This is a genomic window from Providencia sp. PROV182 (assembly GCF_028480325.1).
GTDB classification, from domain to species: domain Bacteria; phylum Pseudomonadota; class Gammaproteobacteria; order Enterobacterales; family Enterobacteriaceae; genus Providencia; species Providencia hangzhouensis.
Map to the genome: position 1 here is coordinate 18,587 of NZ_JAMPOL010000004.1, position 24,142 is coordinate 42,728.

18 protein-coding genes are annotated in these 24,142 nt (G+C 43.4%); 7 read left to right on the top strand and 11 right to left on the bottom strand.

The window, feature by feature from the left end; translation table 11 throughout:
* Positions 1–50 precede the first annotated feature (50 nt).
* The 7 genes from ispD (at position 51) to rpoS (ending at position 6,115) form a co-directional block, all read left to right on the top strand.
* On the top strand, positions 51–788 hold the full coding sequence (ispD, locus tag PR834_RS02985) for a 2-C-methyl-D-erythritol 4-phosphate cytidylyltransferase (protein WP_004260733.1): 738 nt from the start codon (positions 51–53) through the stop codon (positions 786–788).
* Positions 789–797: 9 nt separating this feature from the next.
* Positions 798–1,310 (top strand): 2-C-methyl-D-erythritol 2,4-cyclodiphosphate synthase, encoded by a 513-nt coding sequence (gene ispF, locus PR834_RS02990; protein WP_004260732.1) that lies wholly within the window; start codon positions 798–800, stop codon positions 1,308–1,310.
* The gene (gene truD, locus PR834_RS02995; protein ID WP_164455162.1) at positions 1,276–2,334 is read left to right on the top strand and encodes a tRNA pseudouridine(13) synthase TruD; all 1,059 of its coding nucleotides are present in this window, start codon (positions 1,276–1,278) and stop codon (positions 2,332–2,334) included. The genes ispF and truD overlap by 35 nt, the downstream gene beginning before the upstream one ends.
* Entirely contained in the window at positions 2,312–3,070 is a 759-nt protein-coding gene (surE, locus tag PR834_RS03000; protein ID WP_140172970.1) for a 5'/3'-nucleotidase SurE, read from the top strand. The genes truD and surE overlap by 23 nt, the downstream gene beginning before the upstream one ends.
* A complete protein-coding gene (locus PR834_RS03005) occupies positions 3,070–3,696 on the top strand; it encodes a protein-L-isoaspartate(D-aspartate) O-methyltransferase (RefSeq protein WP_004260727.1) in 627 nt (208 codons plus the stop codon). The genes surE and PR834_RS03005 overlap by 1 nt, the downstream gene beginning before the upstream one ends.
* Positions 3,697–4,003: 307 nt before the next feature.
* Entirely contained in the window at positions 4,004–5,074 is a 1,071-nt protein-coding gene (nlpD, locus tag PR834_RS03010; RefSeq protein WP_094960916.1) for a murein hydrolase activator NlpD, read from the top strand.
* Positions 5,075–5,128: 54 nt separating this feature from the next.
* Positions 5,129–6,115, top strand: coding sequence for an RNA polymerase sigma factor RpoS (gene rpoS / locus PR834_RS03015; protein ID WP_004260723.1), 987 nt, complete (start codon positions 5,129–5,131; stop codon positions 6,113–6,115).
* A 78-nt stretch (positions 6,116–6,193) separates the two neighbouring features.
* Here rpoS and miaE read toward each other — a convergent pair whose 3' ends face one another.
* From miaE to PR834_RS03070, 11 genes are all read right to left on the bottom strand, one after another.
* The gene (gene miaE, locus PR834_RS03020) at positions 6,194–6,958 is read right to left on the bottom strand and encodes a tRNA isopentenyl-2-thiomethyl-A-37 hydroxylase MiaE (protein WP_096865144.1); all 765 of its coding nucleotides are present in this window, start codon (positions 6,956–6,958) and stop codon (positions 6,194–6,196) included.
* 1 nt (position 6,959) lies between these two features.
* Positions 6,960–9,527: a DNA mismatch repair protein MutS gene (gene mutS, locus PR834_RS03025; RefSeq protein WP_004260719.1), complete on the bottom strand. Its 2,568-nt coding sequence runs from the start codon at positions 9,525–9,527 to the stop codon at positions 6,960–6,962.
* A gap of 262 nt (positions 9,528–9,789) precedes the next feature.
* Positions 9,790–11,088 (bottom strand): c-type cytochrome, encoded by a 1,299-nt coding sequence (locus PR834_RS03030; protein WP_164564713.1) that lies wholly within the window; start codon positions 11,086–11,088, stop codon positions 9,790–9,792.
* The gene (locus tag PR834_RS03035; RefSeq protein WP_272536418.1) at positions 11,081–13,357 is read right to left on the bottom strand and encodes a xanthine dehydrogenase family protein molybdopterin-binding subunit; all 2,277 of its coding nucleotides are present in this window, start codon (positions 13,355–13,357) and stop codon (positions 11,081–11,083) included. The genes PR834_RS03030 and PR834_RS03035 overlap by 8 nt, the downstream gene beginning before the upstream one ends.
* Positions 13,354–13,827: a (2Fe-2S)-binding protein gene (locus tag PR834_RS03040; protein WP_036958302.1), complete on the bottom strand. Its 474-nt coding sequence runs from the start codon at positions 13,825–13,827 to the stop codon at positions 13,354–13,356. Before PR834_RS03040 ends, PR834_RS03035 begins: the two co-directional genes overlap by 4 nt.
* 396 nt (positions 13,828–14,223) lie before the next feature.
* Entirely contained in the window at positions 14,224–15,543 is a 1,320-nt protein-coding gene (locus tag PR834_RS03045; RefSeq protein ID WP_232368696.1) for a cytochrome c, read from the bottom strand.
* 11 nt (positions 15,544–15,554) lie between these two features.
* Entirely contained in the window at positions 15,555–16,121 is a 567-nt protein-coding gene (locus tag PR834_RS03050) for a (2Fe-2S)-binding protein (RefSeq protein ID WP_004260707.1), read from the bottom strand.
* Positions 16,118–19,036, bottom strand: a complete 2,919-nt coding sequence (locus PR834_RS03055; RefSeq protein ID WP_096863307.1) for a xanthine dehydrogenase family protein molybdopterin-binding subunit — start codon at positions 19,034–19,036, stop codon at positions 16,118–16,120. The genes PR834_RS03050 and PR834_RS03055 overlap by 4 nt, the downstream gene beginning before the upstream one ends.
* Before the next feature lie 426 nt (positions 19,037–19,462).
* Positions 19,463–20,698 (bottom strand): c-type cytochrome, encoded by a 1,236-nt coding sequence (locus PR834_RS03060; RefSeq protein ID WP_272536419.1) that lies wholly within the window; start codon positions 20,696–20,698, stop codon positions 19,463–19,465.
* Positions 20,695–21,246 (bottom strand): (2Fe-2S)-binding protein, encoded by a 552-nt coding sequence (locus PR834_RS03065; protein ID WP_004260697.1) that lies wholly within the window; start codon positions 21,244–21,246, stop codon positions 20,695–20,697. Before PR834_RS03065 ends, PR834_RS03060 begins: the two co-directional genes overlap by 4 nt.
* Positions 21,243–24,038 (bottom strand): xanthine dehydrogenase family protein molybdopterin-binding subunit, encoded by a 2,796-nt coding sequence (locus PR834_RS03070; RefSeq protein WP_094960925.1) that lies wholly within the window; start codon positions 24,036–24,038, stop codon positions 21,243–21,245. Before PR834_RS03070 ends, PR834_RS03065 begins: the two co-directional genes overlap by 4 nt.
* Between the last annotated feature and the right edge of the window lie 104 nt (positions 24,039–24,142).

Sequence of the window (24,142 nt, forward strand, 5' to 3'; positions counted from 1 at the left end):
CAAAATAGTATACCCATTAGCCTGATAATTTCTGATGTAAGAATTCAACAATGACAAATCCAAACCATGCCCCAGAAAACAATCTCCCTCAAATTGTTGCACTGATTCCTGCTGCTGGGGTAGGTAGCCGTATGAATGCCGAGTGCCCAAAACAATATTTGCAGGTTGCAGGTAAAACGATCATTGAACATACCATAAGCGCATTGCTCGAAAATGATAAAGTGCAAGAGATTGTGGTTGCTTTGAGTGCAGAAGATGATTATTTTCAGCAGCTTGCAATTTCTAATGACCCACGAGTAACGACGGTTATTGGTGGCAAAGAACGTGCTGATTCAGTATTAGCAGGTCTGGATTTTTTAATCACTAACCCCAATTTTTCAGATTGCTGGGTATTAGTGCATGATGCGGCGCGTCCCTGCCTCCATCAATCAGATTTAAATGAAATTATTCAATTAGCAGCGGAAAAAAATTGTTGTGGTGGGATCCTCGCAGCCCCCGTACGCGACACCATGAAACGCAGCTCAATAGCGAGTCAATTAATTGACCACACTGTTGAACGTGAAGCGTTATGGCATGCGCTCACACCACAATTTTTTCCGTTAACATTATTACGGGACTGTCTAAGTAAGGCCTTGAAAGAAAACGCTGTGATCACAGATGAAGCTTCTGCGCTAGAGTATTGCGGCCACCAACCAGTGTTAGTTGCTGGCCGCGCTGATAATTTAAAAGTGACGCGCCCAGAAGACCTCACTTTAGCGGAATTTTATCTTTCAAGAATGAACAATTAAGGAAAAAAAATGAGAATCGGACACGGTTTTGACGTACACAAATTTGGTGGCGAAGGCCCTATTATCATTGGTGGCGTGCGTATCCCTTATGAACAAGGTTTGCTCGCGCACTCTGACGGTGATGTGGTATTGCATGCGTTAACTGATGCAATTCTCGGCGCTGCTGCATTAGGGGATATTGGTAAATTGTTCCCTGATACTGACCCAGCATATAAAGGGGCGGATAGCCGAGTCTTATTGAGAGACGCGTTTTGCCATGTGCGTGCCAAAGGGTATCGCATTGGTAACATTGATATTACCATCATGGCACAGGCACCAAAAATGTTGCCACATATCGCGCAAATGCGTGTGAATATTGCCGAAGACCTTGAGTGCCACATGGATGATGTCAATGCGAAAGCGACCACAACCGAGCAATTAGGTTTTGTGGGGCGTAAAGAAGGCATTGCCTGTGCTGCAGTTGTTCTTTTAATAAAAGATAATAGTAATGAAAGTAATGAATGTTCAGTACCTGCATGGTAAGCCATTGTCTTCTGGCACATTAAAAAGTGTCCCAGAAGATTTTATCGTCAAAGAAGATTTAGGCTTTGAGCTAGATGGCGAAGGCGAACATGTTATGGTTCGTGTGGAAAAAACAGGCTGCAATACGGTGTTTGTTGCTGAACAACTAGCAAAATTTGCTAAAATTTCAGCGAGAGCGGTCAGTTACGCAGGTTTAAAAGATAGGCATGCAGTAACGGAGCAGTGGTTTTGCCTGCAAATGCCAGGTAAAGAAACACCTGTTTTTTCGACTTGGCAACTCGAAGGCTGCCGAATACTGGCTGTCACTCGGCAAAAACGCAAATTACGTATTGGTTCCTTGAAAGGAAACCAGTTCGAAATAACCTTGCGTGATATTTCAGATGCAAAAGACGTTGAGCAACGTTTACAGAAAGTTGCATTATCAGGGGTGCCTAATTACTTCGGTGAACAACGTTTTGGGCGCGATGGGCAAAATTTAACGCAAGCGTTGCGTTGGGCAAACCAAGAAATCAACGTACGTGAACGCAACAAGCGTAGTTTTTATCTTTCTGCTGCACGTAGTGCAATGTTTAATCATGTGGCAAGTGAACGTATTGCAAATAATACCGCTCAACACGTAATGTTGGGTGATGCGTTGCAATTAACCGGCAGAGGAAGTTGGTTTGTCGCGACACAAGATGAATTTGCTACATTGCAACCTCGCTTGGAGTCCAATGAATTAAGTATTACTGCGCCATTACCAGGTGATGGGGAATTGGGTACTCAGGATGAAGCACTGGCATTTGAAACCCAGTGTTTAGAGGATTATCAACCCTTTATCTCTTTAATGCAGCGCGAACGAGTTTCTTCAGCTAGACGGGCGGTAGTTGTTAAACCACAAAATTTACAGTGGGAATGGTTGGATGACTCGACGGTAAAACTGAATTTTTTCTTAAACTCGGGTTGTTTTGCAACCAGTGTTGTGAGAGAAATTATTAATCAAAATGGGCAGGATAATGTCGATGCTAAAGATTTTATTGAGTAATGACGATGGGGTAAATGCGCCGGGGATTCAAACCCTTGCGGCTGCGTTACGCCAATATTATCATGTTCAAGTGATTGCGCCTGACCGCAATCGAAGTGGGGCTTCGAACGCATTAACATTAGATAAACCACTTAAAATTCAGACGCTAAGTAATGGTGACCTTGCTGTACAAGAAGGCACACCGACAGATTGCGTCTATATTGGGGTGAATAAAGTGGTACGTCCACGCCCTGATATTGTTGTATCTGGTATCAACTGTGGCCCTAATTTAGGGGATGATGTTATTTACTCAGGCACGGTTGCAGCGGCAACGGAAGGCCGCCACTTAGGTTTACCTTCAATTGCGGTATCGCTAGATGGCGAAACGCATTACGAAAGTGCCGCTAAAGTGACATGCGATATTTTAGCGCTCTTACAGAAGAACCCATTGCGAGCAGGCAATATTTTAAATATAAATGTACCTGATATCCCGTACGAAGAGATTAAGGGTATCAAAGTCACTCGTTGTGGCAGCCGTCACGCCGCCTCTGAGGTGTATAGTTTAGAAGACCCGAAAGGGAATACACTGTATTGGTTAGGGCCTGTTGGTGAAATTCGTGATGCCAGCCCTGGAACGGATTTTGAAGCTGTGCAAAATGGCTATGTTTCCATCACCCCATTACAAGTTGATCTAACCGCTTATAAAGCACATTCATTAGTAGAAGAGTGGCTCGAAAAATCAGGAGTGTCAGTATAATGAAAACAGGGCTCATGAAAGAACTTTTGGCTCAATTACGCCAACAGGGAATTCACGATGAGCGCCTATTAGATGCCATTTCACTCGTTCCTCGGGAACGGTTTGTGGATGAAGCGCTCTCCCATAAAGCCTATGACAATATCCCATTACCTATTGGGCATGGGCAAACTATTTCTCAGCCGTATATTGTTGCTAAAATGACGGCGCTATTGGCTTTAGCTCCGAATGATCACGTTCTTGAGATAGGGACAGGCTCAGGGTATCAAACAGCAGTATTGGCACACTTAGTTAAACATGTTTTTTCTGTTGAGCGGGTGAAGAGCTTGCAATGGGCTGCAAAACGGCGTTTGAAACAGCTTGATTTACATAATGTTTCAACGCGTCATGGAGATGGCTGGGAAGGTTGGCAATCTAAAGGGCCTTTTGATGCTATTATCGTTACTGCGGCACCAACAGAAATACCGGCTCTATTATTAGGGCAATTAAAAGATGGCGGGCGAATGGTTTTACCTGTCGGTGATAAAGAACAAGCATTGAAGCTAATTACTCGACGTGGTAATGATTACCATACTAATGTTATTGAAAAAGTCCGTTTTGTCCCATTGGTTGCCGGTGACCTCCTTTAACCTATTTGTAATGGTATTTAATCAAAGTCTGATTATTTTTATAATCGATTTAACTAAAATATCATTGCAAAGGTTCTATTAACCCAAATAGCAGTAAAACTATTCCAAATATGATATTTTACCCAGCTGAATTTGGGGGAATAGCTTAAAGCGTTAGGTCATACTCTCAAATTGTTATATTTTTAATATATTTAACTTGTTCACTATTTTGTATTTCTGCTTTAATAAGTGAAATATTTTATGATAACTCTATTGCTGACATTGTTTTGAATTGTCGCGTCAGATTTTTCTTCACGGGAGAAGAAGCATGAAAATTGTTAGCCCTATAAGCAGAATTCGATGGGCCGTCATCTTTTCATTTAGCGGAGCGCTATTGGCAGGTTGTTCTACACCGTATCATACAGCGGCACCTATTTCGAGTGTGAATGATAGCCAGTCTAGCCAACAGACGGTGCAAAGGACGACACCGGCCTCGTCACCAAATACGGGTATGAGCACGGCAATGCCGTCGTCTCGTCCAAATTTATCAAGTAATACTAACACTCAGCCTGTCAGCCGTAGTTCAGCGCCGGTAACAACTAATGGTGAAGGGCGCATTGTATACAACCGTGACTATGGCAGTATTCCAAAAGGCAGTTATAGCGGTAATAGTTATACGGTACAGCGTGGTGACACATTATTCTATATTGCATACTTAACCGGTAATGATTTCCGTGAGTTAGCATCGAGAAACAATATTCCAGAACCTTACAGCCTAAATGTAGGGCAGGTTATTAATATTGGTAACACAAATGTGAACTCGAACACTCAATTAGCGGCAAATTCATCAAATAGTCATCAGCAAGCGGTTGATCTTCGAACAACTAATGAGTATCCTGCAAACAGTGGTGGTCAAACTTCAGGTAAGATGTTGCCTAATAATAAGAAACCTGCAACGCAAGTTTCAACGACAACAACAACCTCGACAGCAACCGCTTCTACCGCAGTCAGCAGTACGAATAATTCGTCAATAAAATGGCGTTGGCCAGCTGAAGGGAAAATGATTGAAGGTTTCTCTGATGCTCAAGGCGGGAACAAAGGGGTAGATATAGCCGGTTCTCGTGGTCAAGCTGTGCTTGCTGCTGCGCCAGGAAAAGTCGTTTACGCAGGTAATGCTTTGCGTGGATACGGAAATCTAATAATTATAAAACATAACGATGACTATCTAAGTGCTTATGCTCACAATGATACGTTACTTGTGCGTGATCAGCAGGATGTCACTGCGGGTCAAAAAATAGCTACTATGGGTAGTACTGGAACTAGTTCGGTTAGACTACACTTTGAAATTCGTTACAAGGGAAAATCAGTAAACCCGTTGCGCTATTTGCCGCAACGATAAACTGGGCAGAGTGCTTTGACATTCTGTCCGCATTATCTAGGGTAGGAGTCACTGATGAGCCAAAGTTCGCTGAAAGTTAACGAGTTATATAATGACCTCGATGAAAGTAATTTAAATGACACTTTTGACGAGAGTCAGTTTAAAGAAGAGGATCTGGTTACTGAGCTAGATGACGAAATGGATTTACTCCAGAACACAAATCAACGTGTTCTGGATGCCACTCAAATTTATCTTAGTGAGATTGGGTTCTCACCACTCCTTACAGCAGAAGAAGAAGTTTTCTATGCAAGACGTGCATTGCGTGGAGATATTGCATCACGACAGCGCATGATAGAAAGCAACCTTCGTCTCGTTGTAAAAATATCACGTCGTTATAATAATCGAGGTCTCGCATTACTCGATTTGATAGAAGAAGGAAATCTTGGGTTGATTCGTGCTGTTGAAAAGTTTGATCCTGAAAAAGGGTTTCGCTTCTCGACGTATGCAACGTGGTGGATCCGTCAAACGATCGAGCGCGCGATTATGAACCAAACTCGAACCATTCGTCTTCCTATTCATATCGTTAAAGAACTCAATATTTACCTTCGTACTGCACGTGAATTAGCCCAGAAGTTGGATCATGAGCCAAGCCCTGAAGAGATCGCTGAGCAGCTAGATAAACCTGTCGAAGATGTCAGTAGGATGTTACGTTTAAATGAACGTATCACATCTGTTGATACGCCAATTGCAGGGGACTCAGAGAAATCTTTGCTTGAGGTATTGTCTGATGATAATGATTCAGGTCCAGAAAATACAATTCAAGATAATGACTTAAAAGAGAATATTGTTAAGTGGTTATATGAATTGAACCCAAAACAAAGGGAGGTTTTAGCACGACGTTTTGGGCTTTTAGGCTATGAAGCTGAAACTCTGGAAGAAGTTGGCCGTGAAATAGGGTTAACAAGAGAACGTGTTCGCCAGATCCAAGTAGAAGGTTTAAAGCGATTAAAAGATATTTTACATGGAGAAGAGCTGACTCTGGAGTCGCTATTTAATATGTAGGATGTTGATTAGATAGTTAAAGCCCCTATAAGCTAAGGTTTATAGGGGCTTTTTATATGTAAATAATAGAGAACAAGCTTAGTTAATGGGGACACCACTATGAAATTTAAAATCATCATCAGGTGTCGAAATTAATTCAGCTTCAATAATACCAAAATAATTAACTCGCTCAGTAATATCTTGTTTGCTAATTAATTGTGCTAAGTGCAAATAATCTTGATAGTGGCGAGCTTCTGAGCGTAATAATGAAATATAAAAATTTGCCAGCTGCTCATCAAGAAATGGGGCTAATTTAGCAAAACGCTCACAAGAACGTGCTTCGATATAAGCTCCAATAATTAGCTTATCAACTAAGGTTTTTGGATCATGGGGGTCGACATGGCTCAACAACCCTTTAGCATAACGGCCTGCAGTGATGCCATCGTATGGAATATTACGTTCATGCATAATCTCTAGAACTTGGTAAAAATGATGAAGTTCCTCTTTGATTAGCAGGACCATTTTATCAATTAAATCTTGGCTATAAGGTGATTGTTTTTTTGCCAATATCTGTTTAGAAACCTGATTTTTGTTTCTTAATGTATGGATGTCACCAATTCTGTCATAAGCAAATGATTCATAAGGTTTAAACCATTCAAGTAGCACTGCAGCACTGTCTTTATCGACAGCATACTTGCGAATTAAAAACATCGCACTTTGCGCGGCTTTTAATTCGCATAATAAATGGTCTTTTAAGATAATGGGCAAGTTTTCAGGCAAACTCGCTTTTTTTACCCACGCATCAGGCGTTTCACATTGCAGAAACTGCCTGATTGGTGTGAGTAATTGCGCATACTCATCCATGTTAGTTATCCATATCCTTTAACCGATAAATCCAATCTAGGGCTTGGCGCGGAGTGAGTTTATCGGGATCAATTTCAGCGAGAGCAGTTAATACTGGAGATGGCTCGACATCTTCTGTGGTTAAAAAGCTAAGCTGGGCGCTATCCACATGGCTCGCATTGGCATTGTTTGAGATCACTTCGAGTTCTTTAAGCTTTTGTTTCGCTCGTTTAATCACATCTTTTGGCACGCCTGCAAGAGAAGCGACAGCAAGACCATAGCTTTTGCTGGCGGCGCCGTCTTGAACGTTGTGCATAAAGGCAATGGTATCACCGTGCTCAATAGCATCGAGGTGAATATTGACTGCACCTTCGAGTTTTTCAGGTAGTGTTGTTAATTCAAAATAATGCGTAGCAAATAAGGTCATTGCCTTGATTTTATTAACTAAATTTTCAGCGCAAGCCCAAGCAAGAGAAAGGCCATCATAGGTTGAAGTCCCACGACCAATTTCATCCATTAGCACTAAGCTATGTTCTGTCGCATTGTGAAGGATATTGGCGGTTTCTGTCATTTCAACCATAAAGGTGGAACGGCCAGAAGCTAGGTCGTCAGAGGCTCCAACACGAGTAAAAATACGGTCGATTGGCCCTATTACTGCCTTGCTGGCAGGAACAAAACTGCCGATATACGCTAATAAGGTAATCAATGCAGTTTGGCGCATATAGGTACTTTTACCGCCCATATTTGGACCAGTAATAATTAATAGGCGACGTTGTGGTGATAGTGATAATGGGTTAGAAATAAACGGCTCGCTAAGCACTTGTTCTACAACAGGGTGGCGACCCTCGGTTATTTGGATACCCGGTTTTTCAGTCAGTTGTGGGCAAGCATAGCCTAGAGTTTGTGCTCTCTCCGCAAGGTTGGCTAGGACATCTAACTCAGCGAGTGCTTCAGCACTAGTTTGCAGCGCAGCAAGATGAGGCAATAGCATATCAAACAGCTCATCATACAGCGCTTTTTCAATAGCTAATGCTTTTCCTTTTGATGTCAATACCTTATCTTCATACTCTTTGAGTTCAGGAATAATATAGCGTTCGGCATTTTTTAACGTTTGGCGACGAACGTAATGGATAGGTGTTAAATGGCTTTGACCGCGGCTAACCTGAATATAGTAGCCATGAACCGCGTTATAACCGACTTTTAGGGTATCGATCCCCAGCTTTTCTCTTTCACGAATTTCGAGTCTATCGAGGTAGTCGGTTGCCCCATCAGCAAGGGCGCGCCATTCATCGAGTTCACTATTATAACCTGGGGCGATAACACCGCCATCACGTACCAACACAGGTGGCGCATCAATAATGGCTTTTTCAAGTAAGTCTTGTAATTCATCAAATTGGCCAATACGATTTTGAAGATCTTGTAAATACGAACAACTTGATTGGCTCAGTATTTGATGAATATCTTGGTATTGCTGGAATGCGTAACGCATACGGGTTAAGTCGCGTGGGCGAGCGGAACGCAGCGCTAAGCGTGCTAATACCCGTTCTAAATCGCCGATTTGACGCAAAAATGGTTGTAATTCAAAGCCGCATTCTTGCAATGCACTAATAGCTTGTTGGCGGTTATTTAATACTTGAATATTACGCAATGGGGTATGTAGCCAACGTTTTAGCATACGACTGCCCATTGGGGTCACACACATATCCAAAATGGCGGCAAGTGTGTTTTCTGTACCACCTGCAAGGTTTTGTGTGATCTCTAAATTGCGACGAGTTGCTGCATCCAAAATGACATTATCATTTTGTTTTTCCATCACAATACTGCGAATATGGGGCAGTGAAGTACGTTGTGTGTCTTTTACATATTGTAATAAGCAGCCTGCGGCTCTGAGCGCTTTATGAGCATCTTCAACCCCAAAACCAATTAAATCTTTCGTACCAAACTGTAAACCGAGCTGTTGTTTTGCAGTATCGAGCTCATATTCCCACAATGGGCGGCGACGTAGGCCTTTATTGTGTTCAATTAATGCCATACTGGCGAAGTCTTCAGGGTATAGAAGTTCGGCAGGGCGAGAGCGTTGAAGTTCAGCTTGTAATGCTTCTTCGTCGGCGATTTCACTGATAATAAAACGACCAGAAGTGATATCTAATGTGGCAAACCCGAAGCCTTGTTGGTCTTGCCATACCGCAGCTAATAGGTTGTCTTGCCTTTCATTTAATAGCGCTTCATCGGTGATAGTACCCGGCGTGACAATACGTACTACTTGGCGCTCAACCGGCCCTTTACTGGTAGCAGGGTCGCCAATTTGTTCACAAATGGCGACGGATTCACCCATTTGTACTAATTTGGCTAAGTAGCCCTCGGCAGCATGGTGGGGAACGCCGGCCATAGGGATCGGCTGCCCCGCAGATTGCCCCCGTTTGGTGAGGGAAATATCCAACAATTGAGACGCTTTTTTAGCATCATCAAAAAACAGTTCGTAGAAGTCACCCATGCGATAAAACAGCAGTATGTCTGAATGTTGTGCTTTTAGTTTTAGATACTGCTGCATCATAGGGGTGTGAGATTCGAAACTTTGCTTATCAGTCATAATGTTGTCTGTTTAACGTATTGAGTTAACTAAATTCTGTGAGTGTATTCGACGATTATTTTCAGAGACTAAAATACCACAAATCGCAAGAAATGAGAGTAGGCAAACGTGTTAGCCATGCAATTCTCTATAGTATGATGTGATTATCACAGGGACAATGCGTGTTTGGTGATAAATGGTCTGAAATATTGTTGAGTAGAAATAAATAGCGCAAATAAGGGGACATAGATATAACCGTTATTTGCGCTAAAGATAAAACGGATTATTTAGCTGCTGTTTCCGCGCGCAGCTGGCTAACTTGTTGTTCCAAATCAGGCCATGGCGATTTGTCGGTAAACGTTGTTCTTAGGTAATTTAAGAGTACAGCTATTTGCTTATCACTTAAATTATGACGAAAAGCAGGCATGCTACCGAGCCCATCTGTTGCCTCATACTCTATTCCATTTAATACAACGCGAATGGCATTATCTGGTGTATCTGCATAAAGATTTGTATTTAAGGCTAAAGCGGGGCGTATACCTGACATTTGCGCACCTTTCGTTTGGGCGTGGCATGCCATACAAGCCCCTGAATATAACCTTGCCCCTTCAGTAGAGAGTGGTTCAATTTTATCTTCTGTTTGCTGTACGATTGCTACGGCTTGCGATGTGACTTGCGGATGATCAACTTCAGAAGTCAAATAGGTAGCAATAGCTTGTCTATCTTCTTCGGTTAGTTGAGAGGTTCCTTCTCTAATGACAGGCGCCATCGGGCCTGCTGCAACGCCATGGTTAGCTGAGAACCCGCTACGCAAAAACTCCGCCATGTCCTGATGGCTCCATGCAACAGGTGAAGATTGGTTACCTCGCAGCGCTGGTGCACTCCACCCTTCAGCATCTCCGCCCATCAAGTGGCTATCTCCGCCTTTTTCGCCAAATAAAATATCACGTGGAGAGTGGCAAGCGCTGCAATGGCCGAGTCCTTCGGTAAGGTATGCACCTCGGTTCCACTCATCAGTTTGTGAACTATCTGGTTTTAATGACCCAGTGGTTAAATAGAGCTGGTTCCATGCCCAAATTCCTTGGCGAATATTAAAGGGGAAGTTCAACGATGTCTTTGGGGGTTGATAACGAACGGGTTTTTGGCTCATTAACCATGCATAGAGGTCATATAAATCATCGTCGGAAGTATGAGTAAATGCGGTATAAGGGAAAGCAGGGTATAAATAATTCCCTTCACGATCAACACCATAACGCATAGCCCGTTCAAACGCTTCATATGACCAGCTGCCAATTCCTGTTTCTATATCCGGTGTTATATTTGTGGTGTAAATCGTGCCAAAGGGGATCTCCATTGCGAAGCCCCCTGTATTTTTCTCACCGCCAGGCCGTGTATGGCAAACAGCACAATCACCTAGTGCCGCTAATTTTTCACCGTGGGCAATTTGAGCATCAGTAAAACTTTGTGTCGAATTAGTGTGTAATGGCTCAATGGCAGATTGCCAACTCAGAGCGAGTCCCCCCACCGCAATAATAATGATAGCAAGCGCACTGTAGCCAAATAGTTTTTTTGCTTTACTCATGAGCCACTCCTTGGTTTTTGGCTGCCATATTTACTGCTCGCAGAATACGTTCAGGGGTAAATGGAGCTTCCCGCATACGCACACCTAATGCATCAAATAACGCATTTGCTACCGCGGCAGCGCTTGGTACCGATGCAGATTCACCCGCTCCCATAGGGGGTTCATTGGGATATTCCATTAATTGAATGTCAATTTCGGGTAACTCATCGAAACGTAGAATAGGGTATCCCCCCCATTCAAGTGAGGTTGTGCCTGATTTATCAAAGGTGGCAAACTCTTTTAATACTCGGCTACAGGATTGAATAATGTTTCCATGGACTTGGTGTTTAACGCCATCTGGGTTAACTATTTGTCCACAATCATGAGCGACATAGACTTTTTTGATAAGCACTTGCCCTGTACGACGATTAACGGTTAAGTCACAAACCCAAGCTGCCCATGCTGCACCAAACCCCGGGAATTTACTGTGAAAATAACGCGCCCATGCAAAGCCTCGACCATTCACAATTTCTTCGGTTACAGGGGATGGTTTTTGATGCATTGGTCCATCAATCCAATTTGCCTGTTTTTTCACAGCATTAATTAAAGCGATAGCTCGAGGATCATCTAAATATTTCAAGCGGTATGCTATAGGGTCTTGCTGTGCTAAATAAGCAATTTCATCAATCCAAGATTCATGGGCAAATACATTCGGGAGCGCTGAAACTCCACGCATCCAAGATGCCCTAACAACAGGTGCGGTATCTTTAGCAATAACACGCATATGTGGGTATAGATATTGAGGGATAGCAGTGCGGTCCCCCATCTGTTGAATATCTGGTTTGTTTTCTTTTTTCCCAGTTAAAATCAACGATAAAGTAGCGGCGTTATTTGATGGATAACGAGTACTGAGTTCGTAAGCGCTGACATCATTATTTTGATCAACTCCCCCTCGAATTTTAATCAATTGCCCTGTGCCTTTTGGCTCCCAACCCGCTTCTTGTTCTCGCATTAATTGCACTCGCACAGGTCGGCCTGTCGCTTGAGACAGTAATACAGCATCGGCAGCCACGTCATCAGCACAGTTGCGCCCATAGCACCCTGATGCTTCCATGCGATGAATATGTATTTGATATAGGTCTCTATCGAGTTGTAGTGCTAAATCTTTTCGTAGGTCATGAGGGTTTTGTGTGCCTGACCAGACGTCTACTTTATCGGCACGGACATCAGCGATAGCGCAAGATGGCCCAATTGATGCATGTAAATGGTATGGCCAAACATAGTCAGCATTCACGGTTTTATGTAAATTTGCTAAGGCGCTGTCAACATCGCCATCATCTCGTAATACCCTATCTTGGCTGGGTAATGCATCAAGGGTGTCATGGAGCTTATCGAGGGTTAAATCGGGTAATCCTTGCCATTCTTTCCATTGAACTTTTAACTGACGCATAGCGTCTATCGCTTGTTCTTCACGTTCTGCAACGACACCAACAAAGTCATTAATGCGTACAACTTTTACCACGCCTTGCAGGTGGGCAATCGAACTTTCATCAATGGAAAGCAAACTATTCCCAAGCGGCGCGCTACTATCTGCACCTGCATAAGGAGGGCGAATAACTCTGCCATGTAACATATTGGGTACTCGCATATCATGTACCCAAGTCAATTCACCCGTTACTTTAGCGCGAATATCTACGCGTTGAATCGGCTTTCCGACATAAACAGCCTCAGAAATAGGTTTTAAGGTTACATTTTCATCTAATTCAAAATGGAGATCTTGTCCTTTCGCCAATTGCGCATAACTCAAACGGCGTTCAGGTTCGGCAGTGACAAAAACATATCCATGCTCTGCTCGAACAGCTTCCACAGGCACATTTAACGCTTTTGCAGCAAGAGATGTTAGCTTCATGCGAACTTGAGCTGCGGCATGGCGTAAAGGGATAGAAGTGACTTGAATGGTCGCACTGGCGATAGTCGGTCCTTGATCTGGTGTACTTTGCGGATCCCCAAGTATCATTGTTACCGATTCAAAAGAGACACCAATTTCATCAGCGACAATTTGTGCGAGCGAGGTACGAATTCCTGTACCTAAATCCACATGGCCATTAAATGCAGTCACCGAACCATCTGCAGCAAGAGCAATAAAACTATCGACATAATTTAAAGGGATAGCGGCATTCTTGGTTGGTGTTTTTTCTGTTGCAAATGAAATAGAAGGCAACATGTTACTGACAACGATGAGCCCACCAGCTTGCAGCATACGGCGTCGAGTGATATCAAAAATACTCATGCTTTACCACCTTGTGCGATGATTATTTTAGCTTTTTTAGCTGCTTTTAATATTTCTACATGGGTTCCACAACGGCATAAATTAAAAGCGAGCTCTTTTTTTATTTCTTCTTCACTTGCATTAGGGTTACGTTTAAACAGAGCAACCAATGTCATTATCATGCCATTCGTACAATAACCACATTGTGCTGCTTGCTCATCAATAAATCCTTGTTGCACAGGATGGAGTGTATCAGCATCACTAATACCTTCTAATGTCGTAATTTTTCTATTTTCTACTGTCGATATAGGTGTTGAACAAGAGCGAACGACTTTACCATCGATAAGTACACTACAAGCACCACATTCGCCTAAGCCACAGCCATATTTGGGGCCGTTGAGCTTTAAATCATTACGTAATACGTAAAGAAGCGGTGTTGATGGAGAAATATTACTTAGTTCAACCCATCTTCCATTGATATTTAGTTGCATATACTTTCCTTTCACATTGCTAATCACAATAAATGATAATTTAATGTTATTATTTGTATGTTAACTATAACATAGGTTATTAATTTGAATTGTGACTGTATGTGCTAAGCTAAATTTTCGTTATGTATATAGTAAGTGCTTATTAATAAAGGTTAATATTGAAAAATACCCATGAGTTGTGTGAATGTTTGAGTGAGGTAATGTGAAAGGAAATCCAGTTGATATATTCCAAATAATTAGAATGTGGGCTGTCGTTTTCTCTGCTTGTGGGATTAACTCAAGATAGGCTTTTAGATAACAATAAAATTAATGGGGATTTTACTCAAATATTGTAATGAAAATAATAATGTCGCTTCCCTTCAATAAATAAGTCATTTGAAGAGAAGCGACGAATGATTACTGAGCCGCCTTTTTCAGTTTTTCAACTTGTTCGGCGGTGACGGGTTTACCTTGTCCTCCCCACTCAGCGCGCGCCCATGAAATTAAATCTGCCATTTCTTGTGGTGTTAAATCATCGGCAAAACTTGGCATTGCATACATACGCTGCCCGTTCGGGAAGGTGGTGGTTGGAATACCGGTTAATACCACACTGATAAAGGTTTCAGGGCTGTCCATGGCTAGGATGGCATTACCTTTTAACGCTGGAATGCCATTTGGTACACCTTCTCCGGTGATCCCGTGGCAACCTGCACACGTAGACATATACATCAAGCGACCGGTTTCCATGATTTGACTGACATCACCCACTTCTGGTGAGTTTGCCTCCGGTAATGGCGCTGGTGGGGCTTTGGCTCCGAGTATTTTTCCTTGTTTATCGGTCATCAAATAAATCGCCATGTCATCAACATCGCTTTTTTTCATCTGACTAGTAGAAAAATGAGTCACTGTGCTCATGTCTGCAAATGCAGAGCCTTGTGGGGCATTGCCCGTCAGTAAAAATTGGCTCAAAGAGGCGGTATCGTAGCCATGTTTGGAAAGCGCTTCTGCTGTGATATCAGGGATCGCTAAGCCCGCTTCTTCACCCCCTTGAAGTGACCGTGAAAACTCGACACCCATCATTAAGTTACGCGGTGAGTGGCAAGCACCGCAGTGTGCCAAACCTTCGACAATATACGCGCCACGGTTCCATTCGGCAGAGCGTTGCGGGTCATGGGGTGCATTTTGTTTAGGAAAATTAAGCAAAGTCCAGAAGTTCATAAATGGACGAACGGGTAGGACAAAGACACCTGTATTTTCTTTGTTTGGCACGGCCATTGGTGGAAGCGACATCACATAAGCATATAGTGCATCAATATCTTCCGATGTGGTCATATGGGTAAATACAAACGGCATCGCAGGGTAGAGATTACCTCTTTCTTTGCCAATTCCGTCTTTCAACGCACGATGGAAATCAGCGCGGGTATAGTTACCAATACCAAATTGTTTATCAGGCGTTATATTCGTGGAGTAAATGGTACCAAAAGGGGTTCCGATAGCACGCCCCCCCGCAGCCAATGGCCCTTCAGGTAATGAGTGGCAACCAAAGCAATCCCCAGCGGTTGCCAGTTCTTGCCCTCTTGGCAATAATTTGGCGACTTCTTCTGAGGTTAGCGGTTTATCTAAATCAGGGCCGATACTGGAGGTACGAAAAGCGCCAAACAGGATCGCAAGCATTAATATTATGAATAATAAGATAATAATATAAATGCTTTTACGTAGAGAGCTGGATTTAGCCATGATGTTTCTCCCTAGTCGATCACGCAGCCAGGAGTGTCGAGAGCGACTTTCCTCACAGCTTCATAATAGCGTACATAACCTGTACAACGGCAGATATGCTCATTGAGAGCCTCTTCAATCGCATGTTCGAGTTGGTCTCGTTTCACTGGATTTTTCTTCAGTTTATCGAGAAACACCGTTGCACCTGTGACAAAACCGGGAGCACAATAACCACATTGGAACGAAAAGTTTTCGATAAAAGCTTGTTGAATTGGCGTTAATTCAACAACTTTGCCTTGTTCATCCAGTTTGGCTTGCCCTTCGATGGTAACAATATTTTTATTGTTGAAATAATGGGCACCAAAGATACAAGTCCGGCTTTCAACCGTTGTGCCATCGGGCTGGATTTCCATAATGGTACAAGCATGGCAAATCCCTTGTCCGCAACCAAAGTGGGTGCCAGTGAGGTCTAGGTATTCATGTAGAAACTCAATCATTGGCATCCCAACAGGGACATCAATAGGACCAATTTTTTGGCCGTTAATGGTCAGTGTTAGTGGCTTGCGCTCAATAATCGGAACGGCATTGTTGATTTTCATGAGAGTGCCTTTTTAATTTTATCTACCGTAATAGGGAATTCATAGAAACGCTTGCCTGTTGCATGGGTTAATGCATTGCTAGTCGCAGGTAAGATTGGGATCATCCCCAGTTCTGCCATGCCTTTGGGTGGCGAAGTTTCTGAAAGTGGTGGTAAGTAATCAATGGTTTGCTGCCAAACCGCAACATCTTTAGCGCGTGGCAGGACATAGCGATTAAAGTTCCATGTTCCGTTTCCTGGCCCATCTTCATAGAGTGGTAATTCTTCCATCAACGCGTGGCCGATACCCATCGCGGTACCCCCTTGAATTTGGCCTGAAACCAATTCAGGGACAATCATCGTACCGGGGTCCATAATCATATGGTGGCGCATGATATCGACCTCACCCGTCATGGTGTTGACGTTGAGCTCGACTAAACAAGACGCAGGCGTGACCGTTGTTGGGTCCGCTTTGGCGCGTTGTGTTGGTGGGTAGTAGGCAATTTTACGTTTAATAAAATGGTAACCGCCAGTTGTCATTTGTTTTTTCAATTCTTGTGGTGCACCCTCGCCATAACGAACGGATATTGCATCGAGAGGGAGATTTTTCAAACCCACAGTTGGGATATCGAATTCTGCGCGAGCCCACTGCCAGCTGGAATAACCGTGAACAGCAACCCCAGTGATGAGCCCCATCTCATGGGCTCTTCTGGCTAAAATGTCAAAAGGAATGGGCTTCATTCCACCACCGCCAATACCATCTGGGCCAACGCGAATATCGGCAAATTCAACATTTAAGCCGTTGAACGCACCGCCGCCGGGGCCTTCACTCCAAATGCTTTTAGCCGCAGGCCAGAGGGTATTTTCCAATAAAAAATGGCCAGCTTGGCGCGTACCGAACCCAATGTAGTAAACACCACTTGATGAGCTCATGTCAGGTATTAGAGCGGGTGTCCAATAGGGATCAGTTTTGGATAATTCATCTTGTTTTTTCTGGTCGGCCCAACTGGTTTTAAGCGGTAGTTCTTCAAACTCAGTCACCCCAAACTCAACGACATCAGGGGCTTTGCTGAGTGCTTGCCATACCATCACTTGCTGTGCGGTTGTGCCACCGGTGCCAATCTCTTGCATACAATGGCGCATTGTTAGCTTGCCATTGGCATCAAATTCAAGAGAAAGAATCGTTGGAACACCGCTAGACCCATAAACTTGCTGTACTTGCGCGAAGCCAACGCCGTATAACTTACCGGGGTTTTTCGCTTCATAATCGGCTTTGTTTTTCTCACGATCGACCCAAATCGGGTGTTTTTCCGCAAGATTTAACATTTCAACGTTGCGCGGGTCACCGGCTATTACACCACCTTGTGTATTTGGATAACCTTCTAAAATGGCATTACGGCGGCGCAGTTCAATCGGGTCAATATTAAGATTATGAGCGATTTCATCCACCATCAATTCAGTGACTGCCATCGACTGCAAGGAACCAAAACCACGCATTGACCCCGCTTCGACAGCCGGAGTGGCCATGGCGAGAGCAGTGAGGTCAGATTTAGGGAAGTAATAAATAGACTGAGCACCGCGCACTGCTACGTGAGATACGGCAACGGAGAGGTTTTCACGACCGCCGCCATTACAGTTATAAGTGCCTTTTAATACATCAAACTTACCTGTTTTTTTATCACCAATAATGGTGACATCCATCTCAATGGAGTGGCGTTTCATTCCCATTTGGAATTGTTCATAGCGGTCATTTGCCATGCGAACAGGTAAGCCATCAGCGTAGAAACTAGCGACCATCGAATAAAAAGGAAAAACCGAATAGTCTTTTGAGCCGTAACCAACAGTAGAACCGGTTAATAACACAATGTTTTCGACGGAAAAATGTTTGTTGTGTTTAGATAGCTCAGCAGCAGCATTAACTACACCAGCAGGAGACTGTGTCGCGGTTAAGATATGCAGTGTTTTGGTTTGCGCGTCATACCAAGTATTACAGTTATCTGGCTCCATCGCGCAAGGGTCAATGGATTGTGAAAAACCATGGCGCTCAATCACAAACTTATCAGGGTTCTCGCGAGCCGCTGCGATTTCTTGCTCAATTTGCCGCGCGTAATCCATCGCTTTTTCTTGTTTATCAGGGCTTTTTTCTGCCTGATGAAGGGCTTGAATAAAGCCACCGCCACGATCTTTACGGATCACTGGGGGAATAGAAATGGCGTGCTTGGGGTCATAAGGTGGCCAAATAGGCGTATTGCCATCGAACCCGCCTTTAATACCTGAATCTTGATAAGGGGAAAAAATAGAAGGCGAAAGTGGTGTGTCACCACCGATACGCACGTACCGTGCTGCACCATAGTTGGCGGGCGGTTTTGGCCCTGTCACCGTTCCGTATTTTACGGTGTTTGTGGCAAAGCGTAACATCCGCTGTGCTGCACTATATTTATCGAAATCATGATAAATCAAGATAGCAACTGGGTGGCCAATAATCGGCGGTGTATCCCCTAGAGGAACTAAAATATTGGTGCCATAGAAGCCTTTCCCCATACTGGTATCTTGGGGAATATTTAAGCCATCACGGATAAGATCTTCTTGTAAAACAACTTTATCAGGTTGTAGATTTGGCCCTAACATTGAAATATCAATGCCTTCAAAGGTTTTATCTGCCTCTGTCGCTTTTAACATAAAGGCATAACTTTGTTTTTTTGGCCAGCCGGGGATGTCTTTAGCGCGGTAATCACGAGCAAAATTTTTACGGCCAGTGACTTTTTCAACGCCATCCCAACGAAAACGTGCTTTACCGTTTTGACCAATCCAATCCGTTGATGGGGCGTCAGAATCGAGCTCCATTGCTATCGCAAAAGGGAGTTTGCCGACCATAACAGCAATGCCCGCAATAGTGCCTAGTTTGATGAAATTGCGTCTAGAAATATGTCCCGACATGTTGTGCTCCCTGATTATATTTTTAGGGTTTTTATTATGAGCAATGGAAGTAAATAATATTTTTTAGTCATTCATTATAAGATCGTTTTATTTCGCTTAAGTTTGCTCACAATTTGATGACTAATATCAGATAGCTCAGTAAGTTACATAAATAGTATGGGTATCTGTAATGATATATCAAGAACGAGTAAAGGGATTTAGACAAGAAAGTGAATAATACTGTTTAAGTCATCTTAATATGACAGTATTGAATAAAATAACTGAGCTTTATTAGAACACAATTTATTTAAATGATACTAATTCTTATTAATAAATGATTAAATCAATATGCATTTAATTATGTAAAGTATATTTGTATTCGGTTATTAAATAGAAAACTATTGGGCTCGTTAAATACGAACAAGCCCGATAGTTCATTTTTTGTCATTATTGACGTAAGGATTTAACATGCTCCGGGGTGACATCAGCAGGTTGTCCTCCCCACTGAACGCGAAGGAAGTTCACTAAGTCACTAATTTGTTGGTCATTTAGCTTATTGGCAAACCCTGGCATGCTTTGCATATATTGGTTATTTGGGAACGCTTGCTCAGGCAAACCATCTAGAATCGCATTAATTAGGTTAGTGCTATCCACATCACGCAATGTTGAATTTCCTTTCATTGCCACCGCCACATTCGGTTTACCGCTACCGTCATAGGAGTGGCAACCTGAGCAGGTTTCTAAATAAATTTGGCGGCCTTGTGCATTACCTTCCCCCACCCTTAATGGCGAAGTTGCTGGCGGGTTATCGCCCATTAAATAGGTGGCTATGGCATTATTATCTTCTGGAGTTAAATGTTGAGAACTCAGATAAATTACAGGGTGCATATCACTGTAGGCGGAACCTTGTGGTGTGAGCCCAGTCATGAAAAACTGCTGTAAATCTTCTTTTGTCCATCCTCGTTCTGCAAGCGCTTGCGGGGTAATATCTGGAGCAACAAAACGACCTAAAGCACCCCCTTTCATAAAGTTATCTAAATCCATTTCTCCCAGCTTTCCTCTTGGCGTATGGCATTCAGCACAGTGCTCTAATACGTTAACTAAATACTTACCACGTAGCCATTCAGGGGAGCTACCTTGTGAGCTATCGGGGAGTGGTTTATCGTTAAAAAACAATAAATTCCAGCCAATCATTGCCATGCGTTGGTTCAGTGGGAATGGCAATGAATTTTCAGGTGGCGCGACATCAATAGCTGGCTGGCTCATCAAATAACTGTAAATAGCATCAGAATCTTCCCGAGTGATCCCTTTATAGGATGTATAAGGCATTGCCGGATAAAGATTTTTACTGGGTGGAGAGATACCTTGGGTCAGTGCTTTATAAAAATCATCTTTTGTCCAGCGGCCGATACCAAAATCGGCTGAGGGCGTTAAGTTACTGCTGTAGATGGTACCAAATGGGGTATCGAGTGGAAAACCACCAGCTAATGGTGCACCATCAGCACTGGTGTGACACGCAGCGCAGTCACCGGCAAGAGTGAGGTAACGGCCTCGCTCAATTTCTTGAGGCGTCGCAGTCACTTTTTGTACAGGGCCATCTAAGGTACGGCTTTCATACCAATACATTACCGCCCAAACGATGATAGCGATGGCTATCAACCATAAAATAATTCGTTTGATCATTTTACTGCCTCCTTGATAAGACCAGGAGTCGCAAGAACCACATCGCGTACTGCTTCATAATAGCGTACATAACCAGTACAACGGCATATATGGTTATTTAGAGCTTGTTTGATAGCCTCTTCTAAGTCTGCTTCTGCAATCGGGTTTCGCTGAAGTTCTTCAATAAACACAGTCGCTGCATTTACAAAACCTGGGGTACAGTAGCCACACTGAAAACTGAAATTTTCAACAAAAGCTTGTTGAACCGGAGATAGTTTTACCTCTCCGTTTTCTTCTTTGGTGGCAGCCCCTTCGATAGTTCGGATGCTTTTATTATTGAAAAAATGTGCACCAGTAATACAGGTGCGGATTTCTTCGCTGGTACCAGATGGATTATCTAATATAACAACGCAAGCATGGCAAATGCCTTGGCCACAACCTAGGCGAGAACCTGTTAGGTCAACATATTCATGAAGAAAGTCTATCATCATGAGGCCTTCAGGCACGTCCATTGGTCCATACTGTTGGCCATTAATGGTTAAGGTGAGGGGAAGGAAATTTAGGCTCATGATATTACCTCTAAAATGTCTTTTGCGCGTACAGGCAAATGCAAGAAATGATGACCAGTTGCATCTGCAATGGCATTGACGATGGATGAAACTACCGGGATCATAACAACCTCAGCAACGCCTTTCGGCGGGTCAGTATCTGAAAGTCCTGGTAGGACTTCATTGGTTTGTTGCCAAACTGCAACATCACTGGCAAGCGGGAGATGATAACGGTTGAAGTTCCACGTCCCATTACCGGGACCATCTTCGTAGAGAGGTAAATATTCATGGAGTGCATGGCCGATACCCATTGCTAATCCACCTTGAATTTGTCCTGAAACCAGTTGTGGGACGATAAGATTACCGCATTCCACCACACTATGGTGATTCAGCAATTCGACTTGCCCAGTCGCTTTATCAATGGATAGCTCGCTAACGGTAGCGACGGCACTGTAGTAAGTGACTCCGGCATTATTTCTTTGTGTATCAGGGTAATAAGCTTTTTCGCGGTGGCAAACTTGGTATTCTTTATCGGCAAATCGTAGTGATAGCCCATCAATCGGTAAACGGCGAGTTTCACCCTGAATAGGGAAATCGGCTTCAGCCCATTGCCAGCGGTTAAATACGTGGCACACTGCGCCAGTTACCCCGCCCATTGCAAAAGTGCGTTCAATTAAGCGCGGTAAGCTAAGCACCTCAAGCCCATCAGCGGTTAAGCCTTCAGCAACCCAACGAGCATCTTCACGGCGAACAACTAGAGGGGCCGCTTGTCCGCCGCCAATCCCTTCTTGCCAAATTGACATGGCAGCTGGCCATAACCCATGTTCGAATATAAGGCGTGCGGCTGCTTCTGTGCTGTGGGTGAAATAATAGGCTGAATTACTCGCACTCGCAGGTGAGCAGTAGTTCGGTGTCCATAATGGGTTTTGTGCTAAGTGGTTTTGCTCATCTTGTGACATAGCAAATGGGTTACCTGTTGAGATCATCGGTAAAATTGACCAATCAACAACGGAAAAATGAGCTTGTTCCGCAGGCTTTCCTAACCATTTAGCGCAAACCACCGATTGGGACGTAGACATACCTGTACCAATTTCTGCTCCACTATGATAAATGGCTATTTTACCCTCGGGGGTAAGTTCTACGCGAGCAAAGGAGGATTCCGCACCTGTCCCAAAGTCTTTTTGCACACAAGAAATCCCTGTACCGAATAGTTTACCGCTATTTTTCGCTTCAAAGTCGGCTTTACGTTTGGCTCTGTCAGTCCACATTGGGTGAGCAGCACAGCGGGTTAACACTTCATCGGCACGAATTGCGCCGCCAGGAATTGCCCCTTGGGTATTTTTCATCCCAGATTTGATGATATTTTTAAGACGGAACTCGATGGGGTCTACTTTTAGGAGTTTTGCGGCTTCTTCCATTAACATATCGGTTGCTGCCATGGCTTGTAAAGTACCATAACCGCGAGCTGAACCCGCATCGACAGCTCTTGATGCAATACCGACCGCAGATAAATCACTACGGGGAATATAATAGATAGCTTGGGCCCCAGTAGCCCCGACCATGACAACGGAAGGCGTAAAATTACAGCGACCACCGCCGTCACCGATAAAAGAAGCTGAAAGGGCTTCAATTTTATGCGTTTTTTTATTAACCGCTAAGGTGTAATCCATATCGAAAGCATGGCGTTTGATGGTAGATTGAAATTGTTCATAACGGTCATTAGCTAGACGAATAGGGACTCCGTCTCCATATAATGTTGCCATCGCACCATAATAGGGGAATGGAGTGTGGTCTTTAGAACCATAACCAACGGTAAAACAAGGGTGTAGGAAAATTTGTTTAATTGGAAAATGCGATTTTGCCAACATCTCTGGTAATGATTCCGCAACTTCCTGAGGGGACTGTGTCGGAATAACAAGATGGAATGACTGTGTTTTGGCGTCGTACCAACCGTTAGCATTATCAGGCTCTAAGGCAGCAGTATCAATGGATTGAGAAAAGTATTTTCGTTTGAGCACTAACCAGTCTTCCGGTGGGTTTTCCAGTTGTTTAGCGAGCTCATCAGCATATAGCATGCCTTGTTGATCTAATTTTCCGCCTTCGCGACCTTCAGGCCAAACGGGTAAGTGCTTTTTCATGCCAATAGGGGAGATTGGCATATCTTTTAGGCTTGAATAAATATCTGGCTCATAAGGATTTTCATTGCCAATTCGCACGCCACGGTAGGTTCCCCATGGGTCTCGTTCTAATGGGCCAGTTACTGCGCCGTATTGGATAACATCGTCACGGAATTTTAAGGTTTCTTTGGCAAAACGGAATTTAGCAAAATCATGATAAATCAATAATGCGACGGCTTGGCCAAGGTAAGCGGGAGTTTTCCCTTCTGGAAGCAATAAATCATCACCATAAAATTCAGGGAAAGCAACGCCATCTTTTTCTAAGTCACTTGCAGTTACGATGCGGTCAGGCATCAGGCCATCTTTTAGCAGATCAAGGTTAAAGCCTTGGTAAATTTTATCGGCTTGAGTCACGCGGAGTAAAAATGCATGACCTTGCTGTTTTGGCCAGTGAGGGATATCACGTGCACGAATGTCTCTGGCGAAGACTTTTTCCCCTTGGACTTTGGCAAAACCATCAATACGAAATTTGATTTGTTTGTCGACCGGGTTCCAGTCAGGAGATTGAAGGATTTTTTCTTCGAATAGCACATCAAAAGCACGGCTATACAAAGGGGCTAAATAAACAGATATTCCCGCTATAACGGCACATTTTAGAAAGTGTCTGCGGGAGAGTTCGACATTGCTTTTGCTCATAATACACCCTTACACTTATTATTATTACATCGGTATTTTTATTTTTATAGTCATATCGAAAAAATTACTTGTATCACATTTATATTATACTTCTCTTAATAAAT